16 protein-coding genes are annotated in these 20,743 nt (G+C 34.7%); 14 read left to right on the top strand and 2 right to left on the bottom strand.

Annotated features, from left to right (window positions below):
* The first annotated feature begins 319 nt into the window (after window positions 1–319).
* From PWU04_RS07605 to PWU04_RS07540, 14 genes are all read left to right on the top strand, one after another.
* Window positions 320–829 (top strand): hypothetical protein, encoded by a 510-nt coding sequence (locus PWU04_RS07605; RefSeq protein WP_274475398.1) that lies wholly within the window; start codon window positions 320–322, stop codon window positions 827–829.
* A gap of 150 nt (window positions 830–979) precedes the next feature.
* Window positions 980–1,978: a helix-turn-helix transcriptional regulator gene (locus PWU04_RS07600; protein WP_274475396.1), complete on the top strand. Its 999-nt coding sequence runs from the start codon at window positions 980–982 to the stop codon at window positions 1,976–1,978.
* A gap of 60 nt (window positions 1,979–2,038) precedes the next feature.
* Window positions 2,039–4,492, top strand: coding sequence for an N-6 DNA methylase (locus tag PWU04_RS07595; RefSeq protein ID WP_274475394.1), 2,454 nt, complete (start codon window positions 2,039–2,041; stop codon window positions 4,490–4,492).
* Window positions 4,485–5,651, top strand: a complete 1,167-nt coding sequence (locus PWU04_RS07590) for a hypothetical protein (protein ID WP_274475393.1) — start codon at window positions 4,485–4,487, stop codon at window positions 5,649–5,651. The genes PWU04_RS07595 and PWU04_RS07590 overlap by 8 nt, the downstream gene beginning before the upstream one ends.
* A 68-nt stretch (window positions 5,652–5,719) precedes the next feature.
* Window positions 5,720–7,000: a DUF2130 domain-containing protein gene (locus tag PWU04_RS07585; protein ID WP_274475392.1), complete on the top strand. Its 1,281-nt coding sequence runs from the start codon at window positions 5,720–5,722 to the stop codon at window positions 6,998–7,000.
* A gap of 15 nt (window positions 7,001–7,015) precedes the next feature.
* A complete protein-coding gene (locus PWU04_RS07580; protein WP_274475391.1) occupies window positions 7,016–8,653 on the top strand; it encodes a type I restriction-modification system subunit M in 1,638 nt (545 codons plus the stop codon).
* Window positions 8,654–8,656: 3 nt separating this feature from the next.
* A complete protein-coding gene (locus PWU04_RS07575) occupies window positions 8,657–9,850 on the top strand; it encodes a restriction endonuclease subunit S (RefSeq protein WP_274475390.1) in 1,194 nt (397 codons plus the stop codon).
* Window positions 9,850–11,193: a hypothetical protein gene (locus PWU04_RS07570; RefSeq protein ID WP_274475389.1), complete on the top strand. Its 1,344-nt coding sequence runs from the start codon at window positions 9,850–9,852 to the stop codon at window positions 11,191–11,193. The genes PWU04_RS07575 and PWU04_RS07570 overlap by 1 nt, the downstream gene beginning before the upstream one ends.
* A complete protein-coding gene (locus PWU04_RS07565; RefSeq protein WP_274475387.1) occupies window positions 11,190–11,747 on the top strand; it encodes a GIY-YIG nuclease family protein in 558 nt (185 codons plus the stop codon). The genes PWU04_RS07570 and PWU04_RS07565 overlap by 4 nt, the downstream gene beginning before the upstream one ends.
* 12 nt (window positions 11,748–11,759) lie before the next feature.
* The gene (locus PWU04_RS07560; RefSeq protein WP_274475386.1) at window positions 11,760–15,245 is read left to right on the top strand and encodes a DEAD/DEAH box helicase family protein; all 3,486 of its coding nucleotides are present in this window, start codon (window positions 11,760–11,762) and stop codon (window positions 15,243–15,245) included.
* Window positions 15,246–16,293: 1,048 nt separating this feature from the next.
* Window positions 16,294–16,524: a DUF2188 domain-containing protein gene (locus tag PWU04_RS07555; protein ID WP_274475385.1), complete on the top strand. Its 231-nt coding sequence runs from the start codon at window positions 16,294–16,296 to the stop codon at window positions 16,522–16,524.
* A 3-nt stretch (window positions 16,525–16,527) separates the two neighbouring features.
* A complete protein-coding gene (locus PWU04_RS07550) occupies window positions 16,528–17,145 on the top strand; it encodes a Cap15 family cyclic dinucleotide receptor domain-containing protein (RefSeq protein ID WP_274475384.1) in 618 nt (205 codons plus the stop codon).
* A gap of 2 nt (window positions 17,146–17,147) precedes the next feature.
* Window positions 17,148–18,155 (top strand): cyclic GMP-AMP synthase DncV-like nucleotidyltransferase, encoded by a 1,008-nt coding sequence (locus PWU04_RS07545; protein ID WP_274475383.1) that lies wholly within the window; start codon window positions 17,148–17,150, stop codon window positions 18,153–18,155.
* Window positions 18,145–18,801: a hypothetical protein gene (locus tag PWU04_RS07540; RefSeq protein WP_274475382.1), complete on the top strand. Its 657-nt coding sequence runs from the start codon at window positions 18,145–18,147 to the stop codon at window positions 18,799–18,801. The genes PWU04_RS07545 and PWU04_RS07540 overlap by 11 nt, the downstream gene beginning before the upstream one ends.
* Window positions 18,802–18,909: 108 nt before the next feature.
* Here PWU04_RS07540 and PWU04_RS07535 read toward each other — a convergent pair whose 3' ends face one another.
* Together PWU04_RS07535 and PWU04_RS07530 are read right to left on the bottom strand one after the other, a co-directional pair.
* Complete coding sequence (locus tag PWU04_RS07535) at window positions 18,910–19,788, bottom strand: phospholipase D family protein (RefSeq protein WP_274475381.1); 879 nt, start codon at window positions 19,786–19,788, stop codon at window positions 18,910–18,912.
* Between the two features lie 140 nt (window positions 19,789–19,928).
* Complete coding sequence (locus PWU04_RS07530; RefSeq protein ID WP_274475380.1) at window positions 19,929–20,351, bottom strand: hypothetical protein; 423 nt, start codon at window positions 20,349–20,351, stop codon at window positions 19,929–19,931.
* Between the last annotated feature and the right edge of the window lie 392 nt (window positions 20,352–20,743).

The raw sequence follows: 20,743 nt of genomic DNA, 5'->3' as shown, positions 1-20,743 counted from the left end.
GAGACCCTTTTATTTTTGCCAATGTGCACAAAATGTGCACAAAAATCTCTTCTTACGGACAGCAAATTTTTACAGTTTTTACTCTTTATCGATGCATTTTTAGGTGGTTTTTCACCTTTTTTTTGACTGAAATTTGTGATTTTTTAGAGTGTTAATGGTTTGTTAATTCTACACATATTCAAATTTGACATTTGAATCAATCAATCCTCAAGGAATCTTCATTATAATCTTTTTTCTATTTTGATTTCATTTGGTTTGTTAAGTCTAAGCCAAGTAGTATATTCGTATTTCGCGATTCGCGAAATGCAAATTAACGGCTATGAAAAAGCACAATGGTATGCGTCCCCATGACATCGTTATTTTACTTAAAATAGTATCCAAAGGAGATGAAAATTGGCTAATGAAAGATATAGCTAATGAACTCTTTATTTCCAACAGCGAAGTGAGTGAATCCCTAAATAGAAGTGTCATGGCTGGCTTAATTGGGAGTGACAAAAAGAGAATAATGAAAACAGCTTTGTTGGAATTTATTTCTTCAGGGCTTAAATACGTCTATCCACAAAAACCAAGTGCTATGGATAGGGGCGTGGCCACTGCTCATAGTGCACCACCTCTGAATCAACATATTCAAAGTAACAAAGCCATTGTTTGGCCCTTTGCAGAAGGGAATGAAAGAGGTTTTTCAATAGAGCCCCTTCATCCCAATGTGCCTAAAGCTGTTCAGGAGGATGAAAAACTCCATGAGCTGTTGGCATTGGTAGATGCTATCAGACTTGGTAATGTAAGAGAGCAAAAAATGGCCATTGACGAACTCGAAAAACGATTTTAAGTGAATAATACAACTGCAAACTATAAACTAATTAAAAGAGTAGTCCATCCTTTTGGAGAACTTAATAAAAAGGTTATTTGTGTGGTGGGAGGTCCGGTAAGCTTGTATATTAATGACTCAGCTAATACATAACTTGTAAAACCCTAAATTATGGCAAATAGCACCCATGCTCATTTAAGATACAATATTCTGGATTATTGTTTTCGTAATAGGGAGTTTAGATTTGAAGAGTTATTAAGATATGTAAATGAAGGGATTGATAGGCAATATCGTGGAGAGGGCATATCCGTTAGAACATTACGTGACGACCTTAAGGTTTTTAGGGATAAAGTCAACGGTTTTGGAGCACCATTACCAGAAAAGGTAAGGGTTTTAAAGTATTCAGACCCCAATTTCTCTATTGCTCAACGACCATTGCTTGAATACGAACAATATTTAATTGATGCTGCACAACAATTATTGGAGCGATTTGAGAACCATCCTAAATACAACAGACTGGCCGAAGCCTTAATTAAATTTCAAGATGAAGAAGAGCAAGACGACGACTCTAGAATTTTATTTTATGACCACAATGAGGAGTATAGGGGTATAGTTCACTTAAAGCCGTTATACCTGGCAATAAAGAAAAAACAGGTTCTTCAGGTTACTTTCAAAGGGTTTAAAGATGAATCGCCTGTAGTGTATCAATTCCATCCGCATATACTTAAGCAATATAACAGAAGGTGGTTTGTGTTTGGATATAATGCAACTAAAGACGTTAAAGAATGGAGTATTCCGTTAGATGAAAGGCTTATTGATTTTGATTTAGTAGACGATGTCGATTACATCGAATCAGATACTGCTTGGGATGCATTCTTCAGAACTATGGTAGGGGTGGTGAGACCCAGAGATGCAAAAGTTGAAAAAGTAGTACTAAAGTTTTATAATGGGAGAGAGTATTATTTCAAAACAAAACCTTTTCAACCAGATTATGAGGAGTTTTTTGAAGATGATAAACAAGATCAAGTGTGGTTCGAAACAATTATCAATAAGGAGCTAGTACAGCAACTATTATCTTTTGGTCAGGATTTAGAAGTGCTCGAGCCAGAGCATTTAATTTATCAGATGAGAGAACATGCTAACGCAATGCATCAATATTACAATAAATAACTGTGCGGTAACTCTGCATATTTTTATTGTTTATTTGCAGAGTTGAATTTAATCATATTTATGAGGGAAGATAAAATCAAGTCAGATTTAGTAGTTAATCAACTTACCGAGCAAGTTTGGAAATGTACTGACGTGTTACATAAAACACGTTTAAGGGATAGAGTAGATATTTTGCTATTTCTTATTACAGCACTTAGGGACAATTGGGATATATCTTGGACAGAATTAAGATATGTTGATAAAATAGATTCATATTCCAATAACATTCAATCACAAAATTTGAATGAGCTGGATAGGAGAATTTTTGATATTTATTCACCTCTTTTTACAAAGTTGCCATCCTATGTAATTGTTGATTTGTCATTATGTATTACTAATATAGATACTCATGCACTTAGAACACATTTTGCCGAGGTATTTGAAAATATACTACAAAGGGTTATAGAAATTAAGGGTAAAAGTTCAGGTGAATCAGTATTACCTAAAGAAGTAACTAGGTTAATTATTGATCTTGCTCAATTAGATAGTAATGCATCTGTTTATAACCCATTTGCAGGGTTAGCATCATTTGGTGTTAATCTTAATGAAGGGCAAACATATTTTGGCCAAGAAATAAATTCTATCGTTTGGGCTATTGGTCAATTAAGGTTAAAGGCTCATAACAGAGAGCATTCTTCTGAATATGTGATTGGTGATTCTATTGAATATTGGTACGATTTTCAGAAGTACGATCTTATCGTGTCTGCGCCTCCATTAAAATTACCTATTCCAAAGGAGTTTCATTCAAATTTAACTGGAGATAGTTATGGTGATGTAGAAAGTTTCTTAATTGATAAAGGAATTCATTCCATAAAAGCAGACGGTCAATTTATTGGTGTATTTTCTTTATCTTTTCTGTTCGGTGGTGGTCGTCAAAAAAGACTTAGACATAATTTAATAGAAAACTGCTTAATTGACACTATAATCAACTTGCCCGCAGGATTGCTTTCTAATACGGCTATACCACTTTGTATAGTGGTTTTTAAGGTTACTTCCAGAAGACCAGGGTATATTAAATTAGTTGATGGTTCTACTTTTTTTAGAAAAGAAGGGAGTCGTAAAAAAGTATTAAATGAAAAGGAACTTAAAGACCTTATTAATACTGATGTTGAAAATGAGTTTCTAAGATATGTGAGTGATGAGGAGATTTATGCAAATGATCTCGACTTATCGGTTGGAAGGTATTTTTTGAAAAGTATTGATGGTTTTAAATTACATGCTTTTTCTAGAATTATCAAAGGCGAAAAGGCGCCTCTTAGTACAAGGATGAAGCAGGTCCAAATCAGAGATCTTAAAAAAGATGTTTTCGACTGTGTTTTGAATACTTATGAACTAGAGTCTTCATTAGTATCTAGAAATAGTTTTAGAATAATAAGTGAATCATGTTTGCTTTTAGCTACTAAATGGAATACCCTAAAACCAACATATTTTGAGTATTCCGGTGAGCCAATTGTTGTTTCTTCAGCTATAGTAGCCTTAAAACTTGATGAAGATGAGGTTGATCCAATATTCTTGATAAATGAGTTTTCCGCAGATTATGTGGAAGACCAATTAAACAAATATAGGGTTGGATCTGTACAGCCTATGCTGCGTAACAATGATCTTATTAAGATTGTTATTAAGTTACCTTCAATACAGGAACAAAGAGCAAAAGTTAAAGGAATTCTCGAATTATCTGAAAAATTCAAAATACTTCAAGAAGAAAGGAATAGATTAGCTCATGGAGAACAAGTGTCCAGTTTTGATGAGTTCGCTTCGCTAAAGCATTCGTTGGGTACGCCTAGACAAAACATTTTGTCCAATGCGAAAAGTTTAATTCGTTTTTTTGAAAATAATGATTCTTCAGCTTTTAGTGAAGTTAAAGATTTATATAATGAGCGATATAATACAAATCTGATTGACGATTTAGTTCAAATTAAAAATGATGTTAATCACATCTCTACAATATTAGAAAAAGGTGAAAATGGATTAGTTATGAGTGACTATGAGCTCAGTGCTATTTCTATAAAAGATTTAAACCAACTTTTAAATAAGCTAAAAAAGGTAAGAGAGAATTACACTTTTCATTATGAAAGAGCATTAGCTGAAGAGATGAAAAATAAAGCCATTCGGGCTAACCTTACTTTATTCCAGATACTCTTAGATAACATCCTTTCTAATGCTAACAAATATGCGTTTAGAGAAAAAAGTGGGTTGAATCTTTTAGTCGTAGAATTAAAGGTTACAGAAGAGGTCATGCAACTGGAAATTCGAAATAATGGTTTACCATTTCCAAATAATTTTAACAGAGATAAGTTTATATCTAAATTTTCAACTTCTAATGAAGATAATGGCTCAGGGTTAGGGGGATATGATATAAATAGAATAGCAAAATATTTTAATAATCCAGACTGGGAACTAATATTAGATGAAAACAGTGTTTTTCCAGTGATTTTTAGGTTTAATTTTCCTGTAATACCAATATTAAATGAGTAAAAAATACAATGTACTTTGGATAGATGATCAGCATGAGTCTTTGGAAGCGGTTCATAAAACGGCAATAGACTACAATATCCAATTTTGGCCATTCAAATCAATGAATGGTGGTTGTAAAGAACTAGAAGTTAATCTTTCAAAATATGATGCAGTATTATTAGATGCTAAATTCTTTGAAAATGAAACGGATGTTCCTGGGTCAGAAGACACTAAATGGGTACATCAGGCAAAAGACAGGATAAGGGATTTGGATAGAACTTTAGCCTACTTTGTTTTGACAGGGCAAGCCAAAACCTATGCATCAGAAGAGTTTAATAATGCCTTCCCGAATGTATTTGAAAAAGGAAAGGATGAAGATGAGGATAAACTTTTTAATATGCTTGTTGAGGCTTGTAAGAATCGAGAATTAACAAAATTAAAGCATAAGTATTCCAATCAATTTGAAATATGTACTGAAGCTTATTTAGGCAAAAAGCATTTCGATAGGTTGCATCATTTGGTTTTGGATATTGAAAACCCAAATCAGATTAAAATAGCTCAAGATTCATTAACTGGAATAAGAAAAATTATTGAAGCACTCTTCAGAAAGCTTAATGAAATTGGATGTATACCAGATGAAATTATCGAGGATAAAGGTTGGATTAATGGATCAGGAGCCTTTTTATCAAATCGTCATAGTGGATACGTTCATAACCAAGAGATAATTCACTCTGTAATTGCTTTTAATATTTATAAAATTTTGATGGTTACACAGGATGGATCCCACGATAATGGAAGTAAATTAGGGGTTGATTCATACATGGCTTCAGTCTCAAATACGTTTCTATACCAAAGTACGGTGCTTCTTTTATTTGATGTACTAGATTATTTCAAAACATTTATTGATAGTAATTTGGTTAAAGAAAGAAATCTATCAAAATGGGAGAAAAAACAAGTTGAATCAGAAGTTTCGGGTGAATGGATTGCTGGCAAATTAATTAGAGTCGCCGGTAATAACTTTGGAACGTTTCGGTCTTCGGATGGCGTTATTGAATTAACAATATTGCCAAAAATAATGGATGAATTTTCATTCCGCGAGGGGGACAATATTGAAGTTACAACAAAACCTAGCCCTTGTGGAACGAAAACTTTTATTGATTTGATAAAACGAGCCAATTAATCTATGCAATCACCCTGCACACTTCAACCCTACATTTGTAATGTTATTAATTTTTAAAGATTCAAGTTATGAGTGAGAATACAAAAGTAAAATGCCCAAACTGTAAAGAAGTTTTTAAAGTTGACGACTCTGTTTACAATGATATCGTTAAGCAAGTAAGGGATCAGCAGTTTCAAACAGAAATAAACAGCCGATTAGAGGTTGCTGAAAAAGAAAAGCAATCGGCTGTAGAACTCACCGAATCTAAAATTAAAAGTTTTTACCAGGATCTAATAGCTAAAAAAAATCAGGAGATCAGTAATCTAAAGTTAAAAAGTAAGGAAGAGCTGGTTGATGAGGTGTCTAAGAAAGATGAGCTTATTCGCGATTTACAGTCAAAATTGGAAAAAGCTGAAACGGTAAAAACACTTGAAGTGTCCACGGCTGTTAACCAGATTGAAAAAGAAAGAGACCAACTCGTTAACGATTTAAAAAACAAGGATAGTGAAAGACAATTGTTGGAAAGCTCTTTGAAGGAGAAGTTTGCCAGTCAATTAAGTGCTAAAGATGAATTAATCAAATTCCGTGACCAGGAAATAGAACGTCTTCAGGATTACAAGCAAAAGCTATCTACTAAAATGGTGGGGGAAACTCTAGAGCAGCATTGCGAAACAGAGTTTAACAAACTAAGGGCTACAGCTTTTCAAGGGGCTTATTTCGAAAAAGACAACGATGCTTCCGGTGGTACCAAAGGAGATTATATCTACAGAGAAACCGATCATGAAGGCAATGAAATTGTATCCATCATGTTCGAGATGAAAAACGAAAATGACCATACGGCGACCAAGAAGAAAAACGAAGATTTCTTTGCAAAACTTGACAAAGACCGTAGGGATAAAGGATGTGAATATGCTGTACTGGTGTCTTTACTCGAATCAGATAACGAGTTTTACAATACCGGTATTGTAGATGTGTCTTATAAATATGATAAAATGTATGTTATCCGCCCGCAGTTTTTTATTCCAATTATTACATTGCTAAAAAATGCTGGAATGAAATCATTACAGTATAAATCAGAATTGAATGTAATGAGAAACCAGAACATCGACATTACTAATTTTGAAGAAAAAATTAACGAGTTTAAACATGGTTTTGCTAGAAACTACGATTTGGCAAGTCGTCAATTTAAAACGGCAATTGATGAGATCGATAAAACAATGAATCACTTACAAAAAACCAAGGATGCACTGCTTTCATCGGTAAACAATTTGCGATTGGCAAACAACAAAGCGGAAGATCTGACGATCAAAAAGCTTACCTACAACAATCCAACTATGAAAGAAAAATTTAACGGCTTAAACAACAATTAAGCGTAAAATACAGCTATGATTACAGGAGAATTAAAATCACAAATAGATCAAATATGGAATACTTTCTGGACGGGAGGTATTTCAAACACCATCACCATCGTTGAGCAGTTAACCTACCTCATTTTTATAAAAGATTTAGATGAGACCGAAACGCGTAATGAGCGTAAGGCAAAACGATTGAATAAAGAGTTCAATCCAATTTTCGGTCCCGACCAACAAGACTTTCGTTGGAAGAACTTGAAAGAAATGGACGTTAATCCACGTCATGCGATATTTTCTAATACTGTAGATGGTATATTTCCTTTTATTCGTTCATTGGGGAGTGAAAAAAGCTTGTTCAGTACCTACATGAGTGGTGCTACCTTTGGTATTTCCAAACCCGCAGTATTGGACCAGGTAATGGAAAAGTTAGAGCGTATCGATATGACCAATCAAGATACCAAAGGAGATATATACGAATATCTTTTGTCTAAATTGGAAGGTGGTGGTACCGCAGGACAGTTCAGAACCCCACGCCACATTATTAAGCTTATGGTGGAGTTAATGCAGCCAACCCTAGAGGATGTAATCTGTGATCCTTCGGTGGGTACTGCTGGCTTTTTGGTGGCGGCCAAGGAATATATCGACAAGCATTACGATGTTACTGAATTGGATAAAAACAGCGATCATATCAATAAAACCATGTTTAATGGTACGGAGTTCGATGCCACGATGTTACGTATTGCCTCTATGAACCTTTACCTACATGGAGTGGAAGAGCCTAATATTGTAGATGTCAATGCGGTGAGCAAGGATAATGAAATAAGTAATGCTCATACTTTAATTTTGGCAAATCCCCCGTTTACAGGCAAGATTGATAAAGCTAGTATTGCTCCTAGTCTTGTAAACGTAACAAACACCACCAAAACCGAACTGCTGTTTTTGGCACTTATGTTACGCCAGTTAAAAATTGGTGGAAGAGCAGCTGTTATAGTGCCAGATGGAGTGTTATTTGGTAGCGGTAAAGCCCATAAAAGTATTCGTCAGGAAATTGTGGAGAACAATAAACTGGAAGCCATTATTTCTATGCCTAGTGGGGTGTTTAAACCTTATACAGGGGTAAGTACCGCCATAATGATATTCACCAAAACAGGAAGTGGAGGTACAGATAATGTTTGGTTTTACGATATGCAAGCCGATGGCAAAAGTCTCGATGATAAACGAAACTTATTGGTAGATGAGGAGTTGTTTAATGATTTTGCTTTTGCAGAAGATTTAACAAAAGAAAAGTTGGCAGAACTTTCCAAGGTGCACAACAATTTTAATTTACCGCAAGTGTTAGACCACTACCGTTATTTAAAAAGTGAGTATTTTGGGATGATGCACGATAACGAAGGAAACCTACTTCACGTAAACAATGTGCCTCAAAACTTAGGATTCGATAAGTTTTTGGATGGTACCTGCACCCACAATTTTGCAGACCGTACTTCTCAAAGTTTCCTGGTTCCATTTAAGGAAATTAAGGAAAACGACTGGGACCTCTCAATTAACCGTTACAAGGAAATCGTTTATGAAGAAGTGAAGTACGACGCACCTTCAGAAATATTAGGAAAGATTAATTTTCTGAATAAAGAACGAATGGAAATAAATGAGAAATTATCTAAACTTTTATAGTTAATGACTTTTTTAAAAGATATTATTGAAAAACCTATTACTGGAGAATGGGGTGATGAAGGAGAAGATGTGAAGGTTTTAAGAACCACCAATTTTACCAATTTAGGCGTGCTTGACTTGTCCGAAGTAGTTAAAAGAAATATTTCGAGTAAAAAAGTTGAACAAAAGAAGTTGTTGAAAGGTGATATTATTATTGAAAAATCGGGAGGTAGTCCAAAACAGCCTGTAGGTCGTGTCGTTTTTTTCAACGAAGAAGGTGTTTATTTATGTAATAATTTCACTTCTATTCTTAGACCTAAAAAAGATAAAGTATTCCCAAGATATTTACATTATTTACTTTACGGCAGTCACCGTTTTGGAGTTACAGGAATGTTTCAAAATAAGACAACAGGCATTATAAATTTACAGTTACCGCGTTATATAAATAAGTTAGAAATCCCACTCCCAGACCTCGACACCCAAAAACGTATCGCTCAAATCCTCGACGATGCCGCTGCACTGCGCGATAAAACCAAACAGCTGCTCGAAGAGTATGATAAACTCGCACAGTCCATTTTCTTGGATATGTTTGGGGATCCGGTTATCAATCCCAAGGGATGGCAAGAGCAAAAAATGAAAGTTTTAACTTCAAAAATAGGAAGTGGGTCAACGCCTAAAGGAGGTAAAGATGCATATAAAATGGAAGGGATTTCATTGATAAGAAGTTTGAATATTCATGATAATTGTTTTAAGAATAAAGATTTAGCTTTTATAGATGATGCTCAGGCGGCTAAGTTAAAGAATGTGATTATTGAAGAAAATGATGTGTTATTAAATATAACAGGGGCTTCTGTGGCTAGATGTGCAATAGTTCCAAAGGAAATCTTACCAGCTAGGGTAAATCAACACGTTTCAATTTTAAGAGTAAAAAGAGAAGAATTGAACCCGGTTTTTCTATTACATCTTGTTATTTCTCCAAATGTTAAAGTTAAATTATTGGGTATTGGAACAAGGAATGGGGCTACTAGAGAAGCAATAACAAAAGAACAACTTCAAAATTTTGAAATACCGATTCCGCCTATTGATCTTCAAAACCAATTTGCGGATAAAATAGCCTTGATAGAGCAACAAAAGGAATTGGCCAAACAAGAGCTTAAGGAAGCAGAAGATTTGTTTAACTGCTTACTGCAAAAAGCGTTTAAAGGGGAGTTGGTATAATGAATAGACATTTAAATACATTTAGGTTTTTTAGCCAAAACTTGTCAGCAGAAAATATAGAAGATAATTTAAGCAGGGCTTTTGTAATCTGCTTAAAAAATGATCCCTTATTACTGTATGAGTTTTTGAAAAGTGTTTTTAAAGAAAGTAGTCAAGAGAAGATTTTCGATAATCTTTTTGCCGATATAACCGATAAGGATAATTGGCAAATCGATATTCAGGTAGAAACTACAGATGTGCAAGGTGAGTTTTCTAAGGTTTTTGCAATAGCAATGAGTGGACTACCTATGGGCCTTGCAGGTTTCTTTAATCACTCACCAAACATCAATAAAAAACATATCACCGATATTTTTATCACTATCAATGATATTGCATTTTGTATAGAGGTAAAAAGAGATAATACAGATTGTACAAAACAATTGCACCAACAGGTAGCAGCACTTTTAGGGACTGTTGCTGTAAGTAAGGAAAATGTGTTCCCTGTTGATTATAACTGGGAAAAGTTAATGTTGTTAGTGAATCGTATCAATGGATTCCATAGCTTAATGAATACACCTTCAGTGCTACTGGAAGATTTTATTGGCTTGGTGCAAAGCCATAATCCAAATTGGATTCCTATCGCTCCTTTGGCTAGCTTATCTAACAGTATTACAGAAAAACATAAAATATATCAACGTCTTGTAGCTGCTTTAAAGTTCATAGATTCAGAGGAACATCCTATTCTCGAATATAACGATCGAATTGGCTTGCAATTGGATTTTGGTTGGGCTCGCGAAATCCTGCTCTATTTATCTAAAGGTGGTGACGGCAAGTTAAATCTTATTTTTGGAATTTGGCCAGGTAATACAAAAGGACAGGGCACTGTACTTTTAAATCTTTTAAAAAAGAACAAGGGGTGGTCGCCTCCCCACAGTATTCAAGTTAATTCACACTCATTCGACGTAGATGCTGGCTATGAATTAAAATTTTGCCATTTCAATAAATACATCTGTAATATACTCCTTAGTGATGAAGAAATTAAAGAAGGTAAGGAGTTAATTTCATCATATGTGCATTGGCATCATACAGGGAAATACAACCGGGATGAGTGGGGCAAACTAAAAGACTTCTTGGAGGAATATACTATCGATGGTTACGACTGGAAAACAAAGATGAATTGGGAGGGTAATTTCGAAAACACCAATAGAAATTATTTAACCATGTCTGCAGGCTATTTTATAGAAACTACAGTGCCATTAAGTTACTTGCAACAAATAGATACAACAATGGATAATATAAAGCCATTGGCCGATTTTATATTAGCTATGAAAATGAGCTATAAAAATTTGTTTCTACCAAAATGAATTATAGAAAAGAACCTTATCCAAAAAGTTTAGAACAGTTGCTATTGGAAGCACATGAATTGGCAATAGAGTTAAAAGATAAACTATCTCATGATTCTACCCCAATACTTAACGATTTATATAAGGTGGTCAATGATAAAGTTTGGAGACAAACAAAGCTTTTCGAAAGTTTAGGTTATTTTCCCAATAATAAGTCGGGAAAATCTAGTACAGAGAACGAATTAAAGGGGATTTATGTTTTTGGTGAACAACAAGGAGATAAGGTTGTTCCTGTATATGTTGGAATAAGCCGTACAATATTCAGAAGACTGCGTCAGCACGGCTGGGGCAAATTACATAACGAATGTTCCTTGGCTTATTTACTTTCTAATCATGAAGATCCAAACATAACAAGAGCCAATGTTACAAATGAAATTTTGAACACCTCTAAAGAACAACTCAGAAACTATAAGGTTGTATTACATGCTGTAGAAGAAGATTATAACCTGTATTTTTTAGAAGTTGCTTTGGCAGGAATCTTTAGGGCTAAATGGAATAGTTTTAGAACACATTAGTATATTAGAGCTATGAATACAAATTTCCAGTTTCTTCAAAGCGAGTTTGCAACCTTTTTCGATAGGGCAGTAAATGCAGAAAAATTAGTGATTACAGACCCTCGAGCATCGCTCTTTTATGCCCGTATGGCACTCGAAGTTGCTGTAAATTGGATGTATGTCAATGATGATGAGCTCGAATTACCTAATGATAAGACTTTAAATAGCTTAATGGTTCAAGCGAGCTTTAAGGAGCAGTTTAATCATAAACTGTACAATGAGCTACACCTTATTAAAAAAACGGGGAATTTAGCAGCGCATAATAAATCGGTTAATGATGTAGATTCCCATAATACCATAGAATATTTATTCTATTTCGCAAAATGGTTTGCTAAATCATACGCTCAAAGTCCAGTTGATGATCCTGGTCTGTTTAACTTCGAAGTTATTCCAGAAAAGGGTGGCGTTACACTTTCTAAAAAAGAAATACAAGCGCTTGAAAAATCCCTTGATGATAAGTTGTCTTCTTTTCAGCAAGAAATTAAAAAACAAGAGGAGGAGAAGCAAGCACTGGCAGCCGAAAATGAATTGTTAAAGCGCCAATTGCAATTAAAACAGCAAGCCTTTGAAACAAACAAGCAGCTCGCCAATGCTCAGGATGAGGTGGTACATCCTCGAAATGAATACGAAACCCGTAAGTATATTATTGATATAAACTTACGTGAGGCTGGTTGGGATTTACAGGGAGTTAATGATAAGGAATTTGGAGTTAAGTATATGCCAATTTCCACAAACCCTTCAGGTCTTGGTTCTGTAGATTATGTACTATGGGATGACGATGGTCTGCCTTTGGCTTTGGTTGAAGCTAAAAAAACGATGGAAAGTGTTACCAAAGGAGAAAACCAAGCACAGTTGTATGCAGACTGTTTGGAGAAAATGTTTGGTCGTCGCCCAGTAATGTATTATAGCAATGGTTACGAAATCTATCTTTGGGACGACCAGTTTTATAAACAATCCAGACCAGTACATGGCTTTTATACAAAAGCCGAACTACAGACTTTAATGTTTCGTCGCTCACATCGACAGGATATTAGAACTGCTCCCATAGATGACTTTATTGCTGGACGTATTTATCAAATGCGTTCCATAAAAAGTATTGCAGAGCATATAGCGGGAACAGATAAAAGCAATGGGAAATTAATAGGTACCCATCGCGGGGCCTTGTTGGTTTTGGCTACAGGTACAGGGAAAACAAGAACATCTATAGCATTTTCAAAATTAATGTTGGAATGCAATTGGGCAAAACGGATATTGTTTTTGGCAGATCGAATAAGCTTGGTAGATCAGGCAAAGCGAAACTTCGTAAAGCATTTGCCTGAACACGCTTGCGTAAATTTATTGGAAGAAAAGGATAATCCCGATGCCCGTATTGCCTTTTCTACTTATAAAACCATGATGGGGTTAATAGACGGTAGCCGTGATGGTGAAGCTCGTTTTTATGGTGTTGGTCATTTTGATCTTGTTATTGTTGATGAAGCACACCGCTCCATTTACAAAAAGTATCAGGCCATTTTTGAGTATTTCGATGCGATCTTTCTAGGGTTGACAGCTACCCCTAAAAATAGTATTGATAAAAATACATACCATGTGTTTGGCTTAGCCGATAAATCACCTACAGATGCCTATACCTTTGATGAAGCTGTGTCTAATAAGCATCTAGTACCCTATAAATCTATTGAGGTTCCAACAAAATTCTTGAGGGAAGGTATTAAGTATAGTGAACTTTCAGATGAAGAAAAGGAACAGTTTGAAGAAGAGATATTAGATGGGGAGGAAGCTACAGGTAATGAATGGATTTCCTCTTCAGAAATGAATACCTGGCTTTTCAACAAGCCTACAGCTATTAAAACCTTACGTTTCATTTTAAAGCATGGTATCAAAAAACGAGGAGGTGATGAACTGGGTAAAACCATTATTTTCGCTAAAAACAGAAAACATGCCCAGTTCTTGAAGGATACCTTTATGGAACTGGATAAAGAGCAGTTTGGAAACGACTATGTTAAAGTTATCACACATAGTGAACCTAAAGCTAAAGAGTTCATCAATCGTTTTTGCGATGAGGAAAAAGACCGCTTACCACAAATAGCGATTTCTGTAGATATGATGGATACGGGTATAGACGCTCCAAGTTGTGTGAATCTGGTATTCTATAAACAAGTGAAGTCCTATACTAAATTTTGGCAAATGATAGGTAGAGGATCCCGTTTACGACCAGATTTGTTTGGCCCCGATGAGGATAAAACACATTTCTTGATTTTCGATCTATGTGGTAATTTCGAGTTTTTTGAAGAAAATCCTGAGGGAATTGAAACAAGTTCTCAAAAAGGGTTGACTGAAATAATATTCGGTTTACGCCTTCGCCTTGCCGAATACTTGAGAAGTGACCAATTTAAGGATAACGACCAATTGCAATTGTTTAGAACAGAATTATTGGATGGTTTACATAATGATATTGCAACCTTGGATTTGGAACGATTTGATGTGAAAATGAATCTACAGATCGTTCACGAGTTTGGTAACGATAATAGAGAGCTTTGGAGCCATTTGTCTAAACGAGATGTCAAACGAATTGAAGATAAGTTGGCACCTTTGGTCAAACCACAAAAAGGAGACACAGATATGGCACGATATTATGATAAACTCCTTTATAATTTAATTGCCAAACGACTTGAAACCCCAAACACCGAAAACTATTTAAATAGTTTTATGGTTCCTATTTCTAAGGTGGCTACTACTTCTCAAAAATTATTGAAGAAAACCTCAGTGCCCGAAGTTAAATCCAAAGAGGAGCTAATAAAAATGCCTTTACAGGAAAACTTTTGGAAGATTGAAGGAATCGCCCACTTGGAAAAATTAAGAAAGGGAGTCAGGGAGTTGGTAAAGTATATCGATCCAGTAGACCAAAGATACGTAACAACCGATTTTGCGGATTATATTATTGAGGATGATATTAAGCATGGAGACATGGTGAATGGATCGATGAATAATAATGGATCTCCATTCCAAAACAATCTTCATCGTTTGGAAAAGATCATTAGAGAAAATGAAAACCACATAACCATAAATCGTATTCGTAAGGGTGAGGCCATTACCAAAGAGGAGCTGTTGGCACTGGAAAGCATGCTTTTCGATAATGGCATAGATAAACAAGCTATTGAAAAGGAGTTGGGCACTCAATTTAATATTGTCCAATTTGTAATATCCTTAATGGGATTAAGCCCCGAAAAAGTGGATGCTGCTTTTGCGCAATTCATTAACGACTACCACTTAAATGCGATTCAAATTCAGTTTTTAGATACCATTAAAAAATTCTTGACCACTAATGGTAAGATAGAGCCAAGCAAACTATACGAAGCACCTTTTAAAAATTATCACAGCATGGGCATAGACGGTGTGTTCACAACTCAACAGGCAGATGCTATTTTTAAAATTGTAGAAGATTTTAACCAGGCTAATTAGAATAAGCTACTATAAGCTTATAAGCATAGTGCCAATATTTAGGGATCTATGTTAAATGTAGTGGTTAAAATAAATAGTCCTGTCCCTTTCTGTGATAGCCCTCTAAAGTGGAAATTAATTAACGGCTGGGTTTTGATTAGTAGTTATATGGTCATAACTATAGATTTATCCCCCGACGGGGCGCAGAAATAGCCCGAGAAGGGACGAAAGTGCGGTGCACAGCACAACGCATGAAGTCCCTAAAGCGGGCGGTGCGTAGCAATTTCCTTGGCCCGTCTTGATTTTTTGTTTCGTTTTTCATCAAGGAAAAATGAAAGAAATCAAATTATTAAATAAGAGCTCTACCTATACTAATCAGCATAGTACATTATTAAGCATAGCAGGTGACCATCATTGCAACATAGTTTTTAATACTGATGTTATTAATAGCCCTAATCAAATTAAGGACTCAGTCAATCCATTGCCTTTTCAAAGTTTACAGAGAAGTATCCTTTGTGGTCCTTTTACAATCAAGGCTATATCATAATAGTTTCTCTAATTAGTCTACTAGAGTTATTGACCTTTATGCAGTGGTGTATATATCCATTCTACAATACCGTTTTATTACTTTTTTAGTAGAAAAATAAACTATGCAATTACGCTGCATAGTTTTGTTGTAATATTGCATCAGATATAAATATATAATGATGTGAAATTATGACAGTCCTCAAAAAACACCCAAAATTACAGTTTAACGAAGTAAGAAAACCTTTAATCTATTATTGCGCCATTTCTGATAATTCTGCATGACATCTTGCCTCTTTTAAGAATGTCTTAACAATCTTGGAATGGTGATTGACTAACAGTTAGGCATAAAAAAAGTCCCAACAGTCCCTCGAAAGGGCTTTTTATATTCAAAGTGAGTAGTATAATGTAAAGGATACTGCTCCATATTTTGTAGGTGTTAAATAACACTAGAATCTTCTCTACAAAATATTCCGAATTTCTTTCACGGTTTATTGGATAGTGTCCGTAATCACTGTTGTAATTAATTAATACCATTATAATAATGAAAAATTATCATTTAGTACACGACGATGGTGTGTACAAACTCAAACAGGAGAATGCGCAACGCGCTTCTAAAATTATCGACGCCAATAAGCCTGAGGCTATAAAGGCGGCAAAAGAATTTATTCTAAACCAAGGAGGAGGTTCTTTGAAAATCCACAAAAACAGTGGTGGTTTTCAAGAAGAACGTACTTACCCGAAATCTATTGACCCAAAACAATCTAAAGGATAGAGTATGGAGAAAGATTACTTAAAATATTACCACCCTAATGTGTTAATAGGTATGGTTATAATTGCATTTGTATTAATTTATTTAACCAAAGAATCGTTTGGTTTATCAATTTCTGTTTTTAGTGTTCTAACTCTTGTAATAGTTGTGATTACTAAGTATCTATGGAATATTAAGCCTTTTTCTTGGATGTTTTGGTTTGATGATTTTTCCGGTCGATACGAAGGTAAGATCGTCTATCAATATTTGGATGAAAATGGATTATTGCAAACTGGTGAATTGGATCATATAAAGATTGTAGCTCAAACAGGAAGTAGAATAAATATCACCTCTTTTACCAAAAAGGCTGATGGTAGCTTATCATCTCCTTCTGTAAATAAAGGCATGTATGTTGAAGCTACCCATGATAATCAGCATTTTAATATGATTTATAACTATTTAAATGAAGGAAGCCATGAGCAAGGGTTTCCTCCTCATTATGGTACTGAGGTAGTTAAGTTCATTAAGGATGGTGATGAAAAACGGCTCTCTGGTGGATATTACACGAATAGAGCTCCTTTTCAAACCAAAGGGGAGTTCAAGGATCTGAAATGGGTTAGTAACAGTAAAAAACATGACTTTTAACAATGGCAGTATTACATAAAGAATTTATCAAATTCGATAAGGAGATTAAATTAAATAGTAGTCGTAAAGCATCCTTGGCTACTAGCAGGAAAGAGATTAGGAAGAAAATCAGAAAATGGTTTAAGGATAATAAATCTGATGAAATTCAGCCTAAGTTCCATGGTCAAGGATCATATGAAATGAATACCGCTATTAATCCAATTGTTGAGCATGATGCAGATGGCAATATTCTAAGAAAATATGACTTGGACTATGGTGTTTATTTTATTGAGAAAGATGGCGAAGATAAAAAGCAACCTATTAATACTTGGCATAATTGGGTTTATAAAGCTGTTGAAAATCATAGCAATAAAAACCCAATAAGAAAGACCACTTGTGTTAGAGTTGTATTTAGTGATGGTAGGCATATAGATCTGCCAATTTACTATAAACAAGACGATACAATAAAACTAGCACATAAGTCTAAAGATTGGCTTCTTAGTGATCCTAAGGCGTTTTATGAGTGGTTTAATGAGGAGAAAAGAACTAAGCCCAGATTGGAGGCCATTGTAAGATGTTTAAAAGCGTGGAAGAATTATAGGGAAAACAATAATACTGGACTTAAACTGCCAAGTGGATTTGAATTGACAATTTTAGCTACTGTTCATTATGTAGATGCAGATAATCTTGATGAAGCCTTTAGAGAAACGGTTATAGCAATAGATTCAGCACTTAATAAAACTAACGGATTCAAATGCCTTAGGCCTACAACACCAAAGAACGAAGATGTGTTTTTAGATTATAGTGATACGCGTAGGACAGGTTTTCTTAATGCTCTGAATAGTTTAAAGATTGATTGCGAAAAAGCTTCCCAAGAAAACAACTATGAAAAGGCTTCTGAAATCTTAAGATCAAAGCAATTTGGCGAACGATTTCCTAAAGGAGAAAATAAGGATGAGTCAGTAAGAAGCCATGCTTTAGGTGCTTCTATGGCTGCAGCTAAAATTACACCTAAACCATATGCAGATTAGTGCTCAAATAGAAGAAGTGCTTCAAAAGCATCAGGGGTTATCATATAAATCAATAAATAACACTTTGGAGGGGGAGTTGTTATTGCCTGATGGAGATAGCTACAATGTTTTTATAGAGCTTGATCCTTATCCAAGTTTTTTTCCAACTGTATATGAAACCGATGGAAGGATACCTCATAAAATGGATAGACATATTTATCCTGATTCAGGCTCTTGTTGTTTTACAACAAGAGCTAAGTCTCAGGTATTGTTGAAAACTGTTATTAAAACGTTACTTCAATTTATTGATGAAATAGCTGTAAGATATTTTGAAAACAACTCATATTATGAAATTAACAAGAAGTATTTTTCCGATGAATATTCTCATGGGGGTAACGGTATAATAGAAGCATACAAAGACATTTTAGATATCGACAACACTATAAACACAGCAAGAGCTATTGTGCTGGCTCATAAAAACAGCAAGCTAAATGTTCATCAAAACTGTTATTGTGGTTCTGGTCGTAGATTAAGAAAATGCAGTAACCGTAAACATCTTACCAATTTGAGGAAATTGTACTTGATTGATAAGGAAGTGTTGAGGAGTGATTTAGAAGCTTTTAACGAGGAAATTGAAAAGTACCTTGATAAATCTAAAAAGGACTAAGTCTTCCATATTATTTATAGATAAAAGAACTTATAGTTCCAGTATAATATTATAAAAACAAAACCAAGACTTGCTCTTGGTTTTGTTTTTAATGACTAATACAAAGTATTAATACATTATAGGTCTTCTCATTGAAGTTTTTCCATGTGATTTTCTTCCCGTCTGATGACAAAAACTTTCAGGATAGTCCGGGTCACCAAATTGGTTCCACACTTTCCAAGACTCATACGTCATGGGTTGATTTGGGTTATATGGTATCTCAACTCCGGTTCTTATACAATACCCTGACTTTGAAAAGCGCGCTTTTTCCTTTTTCTTTTCTTCAACTTCTCGTTTAGGTCGATCTACAGGAGTTGTTCCTAAAAGTAATTCCTGAGGAAAGTCGCTTAATTTTTGTGCTTCTTTGCCTTTGCTTTTAAATACCCCGTAGAATTTTTTTGTTGAATCAAACAAAACATCTGATTTAACATAATTCTTACCAAGGTTGATAATTACTTTTTTGTTTTCGAACACAGGTCTTTTTATAAAAACCACTTCATTTTCATGGGCAATTTCCATGCATTCATTCCAAGCGTCATTATCTGGAGATTGTTTAAACTTGTCCATAAGGCTTTGTTCGGAAAATACTCCAAATTCAATATTATTCTTAAAGGAATAGTCATATAGGTTGATTGAAGTTATTACTCCTTGTTTTTCGTTACCATAATATTTTGCATGTAGATTTGGTACATAGATAATGCTGACATTCAAAAATTTCTTAAAGAAGTCAAAATCATCGCGGCTTAAACTTCGTCTAACTGCTTTTTCGTTTTTTCCAAAAACAATAATAATATGTAGTTTGGGATTGTTTTCGTGATTATTGAATAGCTTTTTAAAATAATCGTCTAACTTAATAAATGGTGAAACAATTAATAGAGTTCTCTCAGCTTTCCAAATAATATCACAGATGGCATTATCTAAGTTCTCACCTGTAAGGAATTTGCTCATAATAGATGGTTGTATTTTTAATTAATTATAAGGTAGATAGTGAATATAAACTAAACTACATTTTTAGTCAAAATCGCAATAATTGAAGTTTAAATACTAATAAGGAAGTTTTCATTAATATGGTGTACATAGCATGCCAATTATTTGATTAAACCTGGATTCAAATAAACAACCTCATTTGTCTCAATATCAAAATATGGGTATGAGCCATTTCTAGGTTGAAAGTTTTTCACTAAATGATATCTAGATAGAATTGTACTTTTTAGATCGGCAAGATCACCTTTTGTTGCAGGTCTATTTTTTTCTGCTGTAAAAATGTGTTTTGCTGCATCGGCGGCCAATGTACCAAAGGCCGAATTACCAACCCCTGCTAAAGTAACTTGTTCTACTTTTTGTTTTTGAGGAGATAGAGTAGGAGTACTTTCCTTTTTCTTATCCTCTTTATTTTTTCTTGCATGATGTGCTTTTACACGGCAACTATCAGAACAGTACTTTTGAACGCGTCTGCGTTTGGGTTCAAATTCTTTATGACAGTATTCGCAGATATATGTTGGTGAATCCATTTAGCGTTAAATTAACGTACGTTTTACGTATAATTAGTGTTTTTTATTGTTTTATGAATACATATGTAATCATATAGTTAGTATGTATTTGTTAAATACAGGCTCAATTTAATTGTAATCCCGGATACTGGAAACAGTTTTTAGGGAAATATCTCCAAACATTATCAAAAAAGATACAATGGTAACCAAAATGCCGTGTAGTCTAGTTGATTTGACTACGAACGTAGTCAAATCAACGGTGTTGCAACGGTGAGTCATGTTCTCGCAACGGTGTTGCAACGGTGAGTCATGTTCTCGCAACGGTGTTGCAACGGTGAGTCATGTTCTCGCAACGGTGTTGCAACGGTGAGTCATGTTCTCGCAACGGTGTTGCAACGGTGAGTCATGTTCTC

The organism is Mangrovimonas aestuarii (genome assembly GCF_028767185.1).
Lineage (GTDB): Bacteria > Bacteroidota > Bacteroidia > Flavobacteriales > Flavobacteriaceae > Mangrovimonas_B > Mangrovimonas_B aestuarii.
Note: the sequence above shows the minus strand (reverse complement) of the source record. Positions and strands in the feature narration are given on the sequence as shown.

Coding starts and splice junctions, on each gene's coding strand:
- PWU04_RS07570 (WP_274475389.1), top strand. CDS start 9,850: ATGAATAGACATTTAAATACATTTAGGTTTTTTAGCCAAAACTTGTCA.
- PWU04_RS07595 (WP_274475394.1), top strand. CDS start 2,039: ATGAGGGAAGATAAAATCAAGTCAGATTTAGTAGTTAATCAACTTACC.
- PWU04_RS07530 (WP_274475380.1), bottom strand. CDS start 20,351: ATGGATTCACCAACATATATCTGCGAATACTGTCATAAAGAATTTGAA.
- PWU04_RS07550 (WP_274475384.1), top strand. CDS start 16,528: ATGGAGAAAGATTACTTAAAATATTACCACCCTAATGTGTTAATAGGT.
- PWU04_RS07535 (WP_274475381.1), bottom strand. CDS start 19,788: ATGAGCAAATTCCTTACAGGTGAGAACTTAGATAATGCCATCTGTGAT.
- PWU04_RS07565 (WP_274475387.1), top strand. CDS start 11,190: ATGAATTATAGAAAAGAACCTTATCCAAAAAGTTTAGAACAGTTGCTA.
- PWU04_RS07585 (WP_274475392.1), top strand. CDS start 5,720: ATGAGTGAGAATACAAAAGTAAAATGCCCAAACTGTAAAGAAGTTTTT.
- PWU04_RS07580 (WP_274475391.1), top strand. CDS start 7,016: ATGATTACAGGAGAATTAAAATCACAAATAGATCAAATATGGAATACT.
- PWU04_RS07605 (WP_274475398.1), top strand. CDS start 320: ATGAAAAAGCACAATGGTATGCGTCCCCATGACATCGTTATTTTACTT.
- PWU04_RS07540 (WP_274475382.1), top strand. CDS start 18,145: ATGCAGATTAGTGCTCAAATAGAAGAAGTGCTTCAAAAGCATCAGGGG.
- PWU04_RS07545 (WP_274475383.1), top strand. CDS start 17,148: ATGGCAGTATTACATAAAGAATTTATCAAATTCGATAAGGAGATTAAA.
- PWU04_RS07555 (WP_274475385.1), top strand. CDS start 16,294: ATGAAAAATTATCATTTAGTACACGACGATGGTGTGTACAAACTCAAA.
- PWU04_RS07575 (WP_274475390.1), top strand. CDS start 8,657: ATGACTTTTTTAAAAGATATTATTGAAAAACCTATTACTGGAGAATGG.
- PWU04_RS07590 (WP_274475393.1), top strand. CDS start 4,485: ATGAGTAAAAAATACAATGTACTTTGGATAGATGATCAGCATGAGTCT.
- PWU04_RS07600 (WP_274475396.1), top strand. CDS start 980: ATGGCAAATAGCACCCATGCTCATTTAAGATACAATATTCTGGATTAT.
- PWU04_RS07560 (WP_274475386.1), top strand. CDS start 11,760: ATGAATACAAATTTCCAGTTTCTTCAAAGCGAGTTTGCAACCTTTTTC.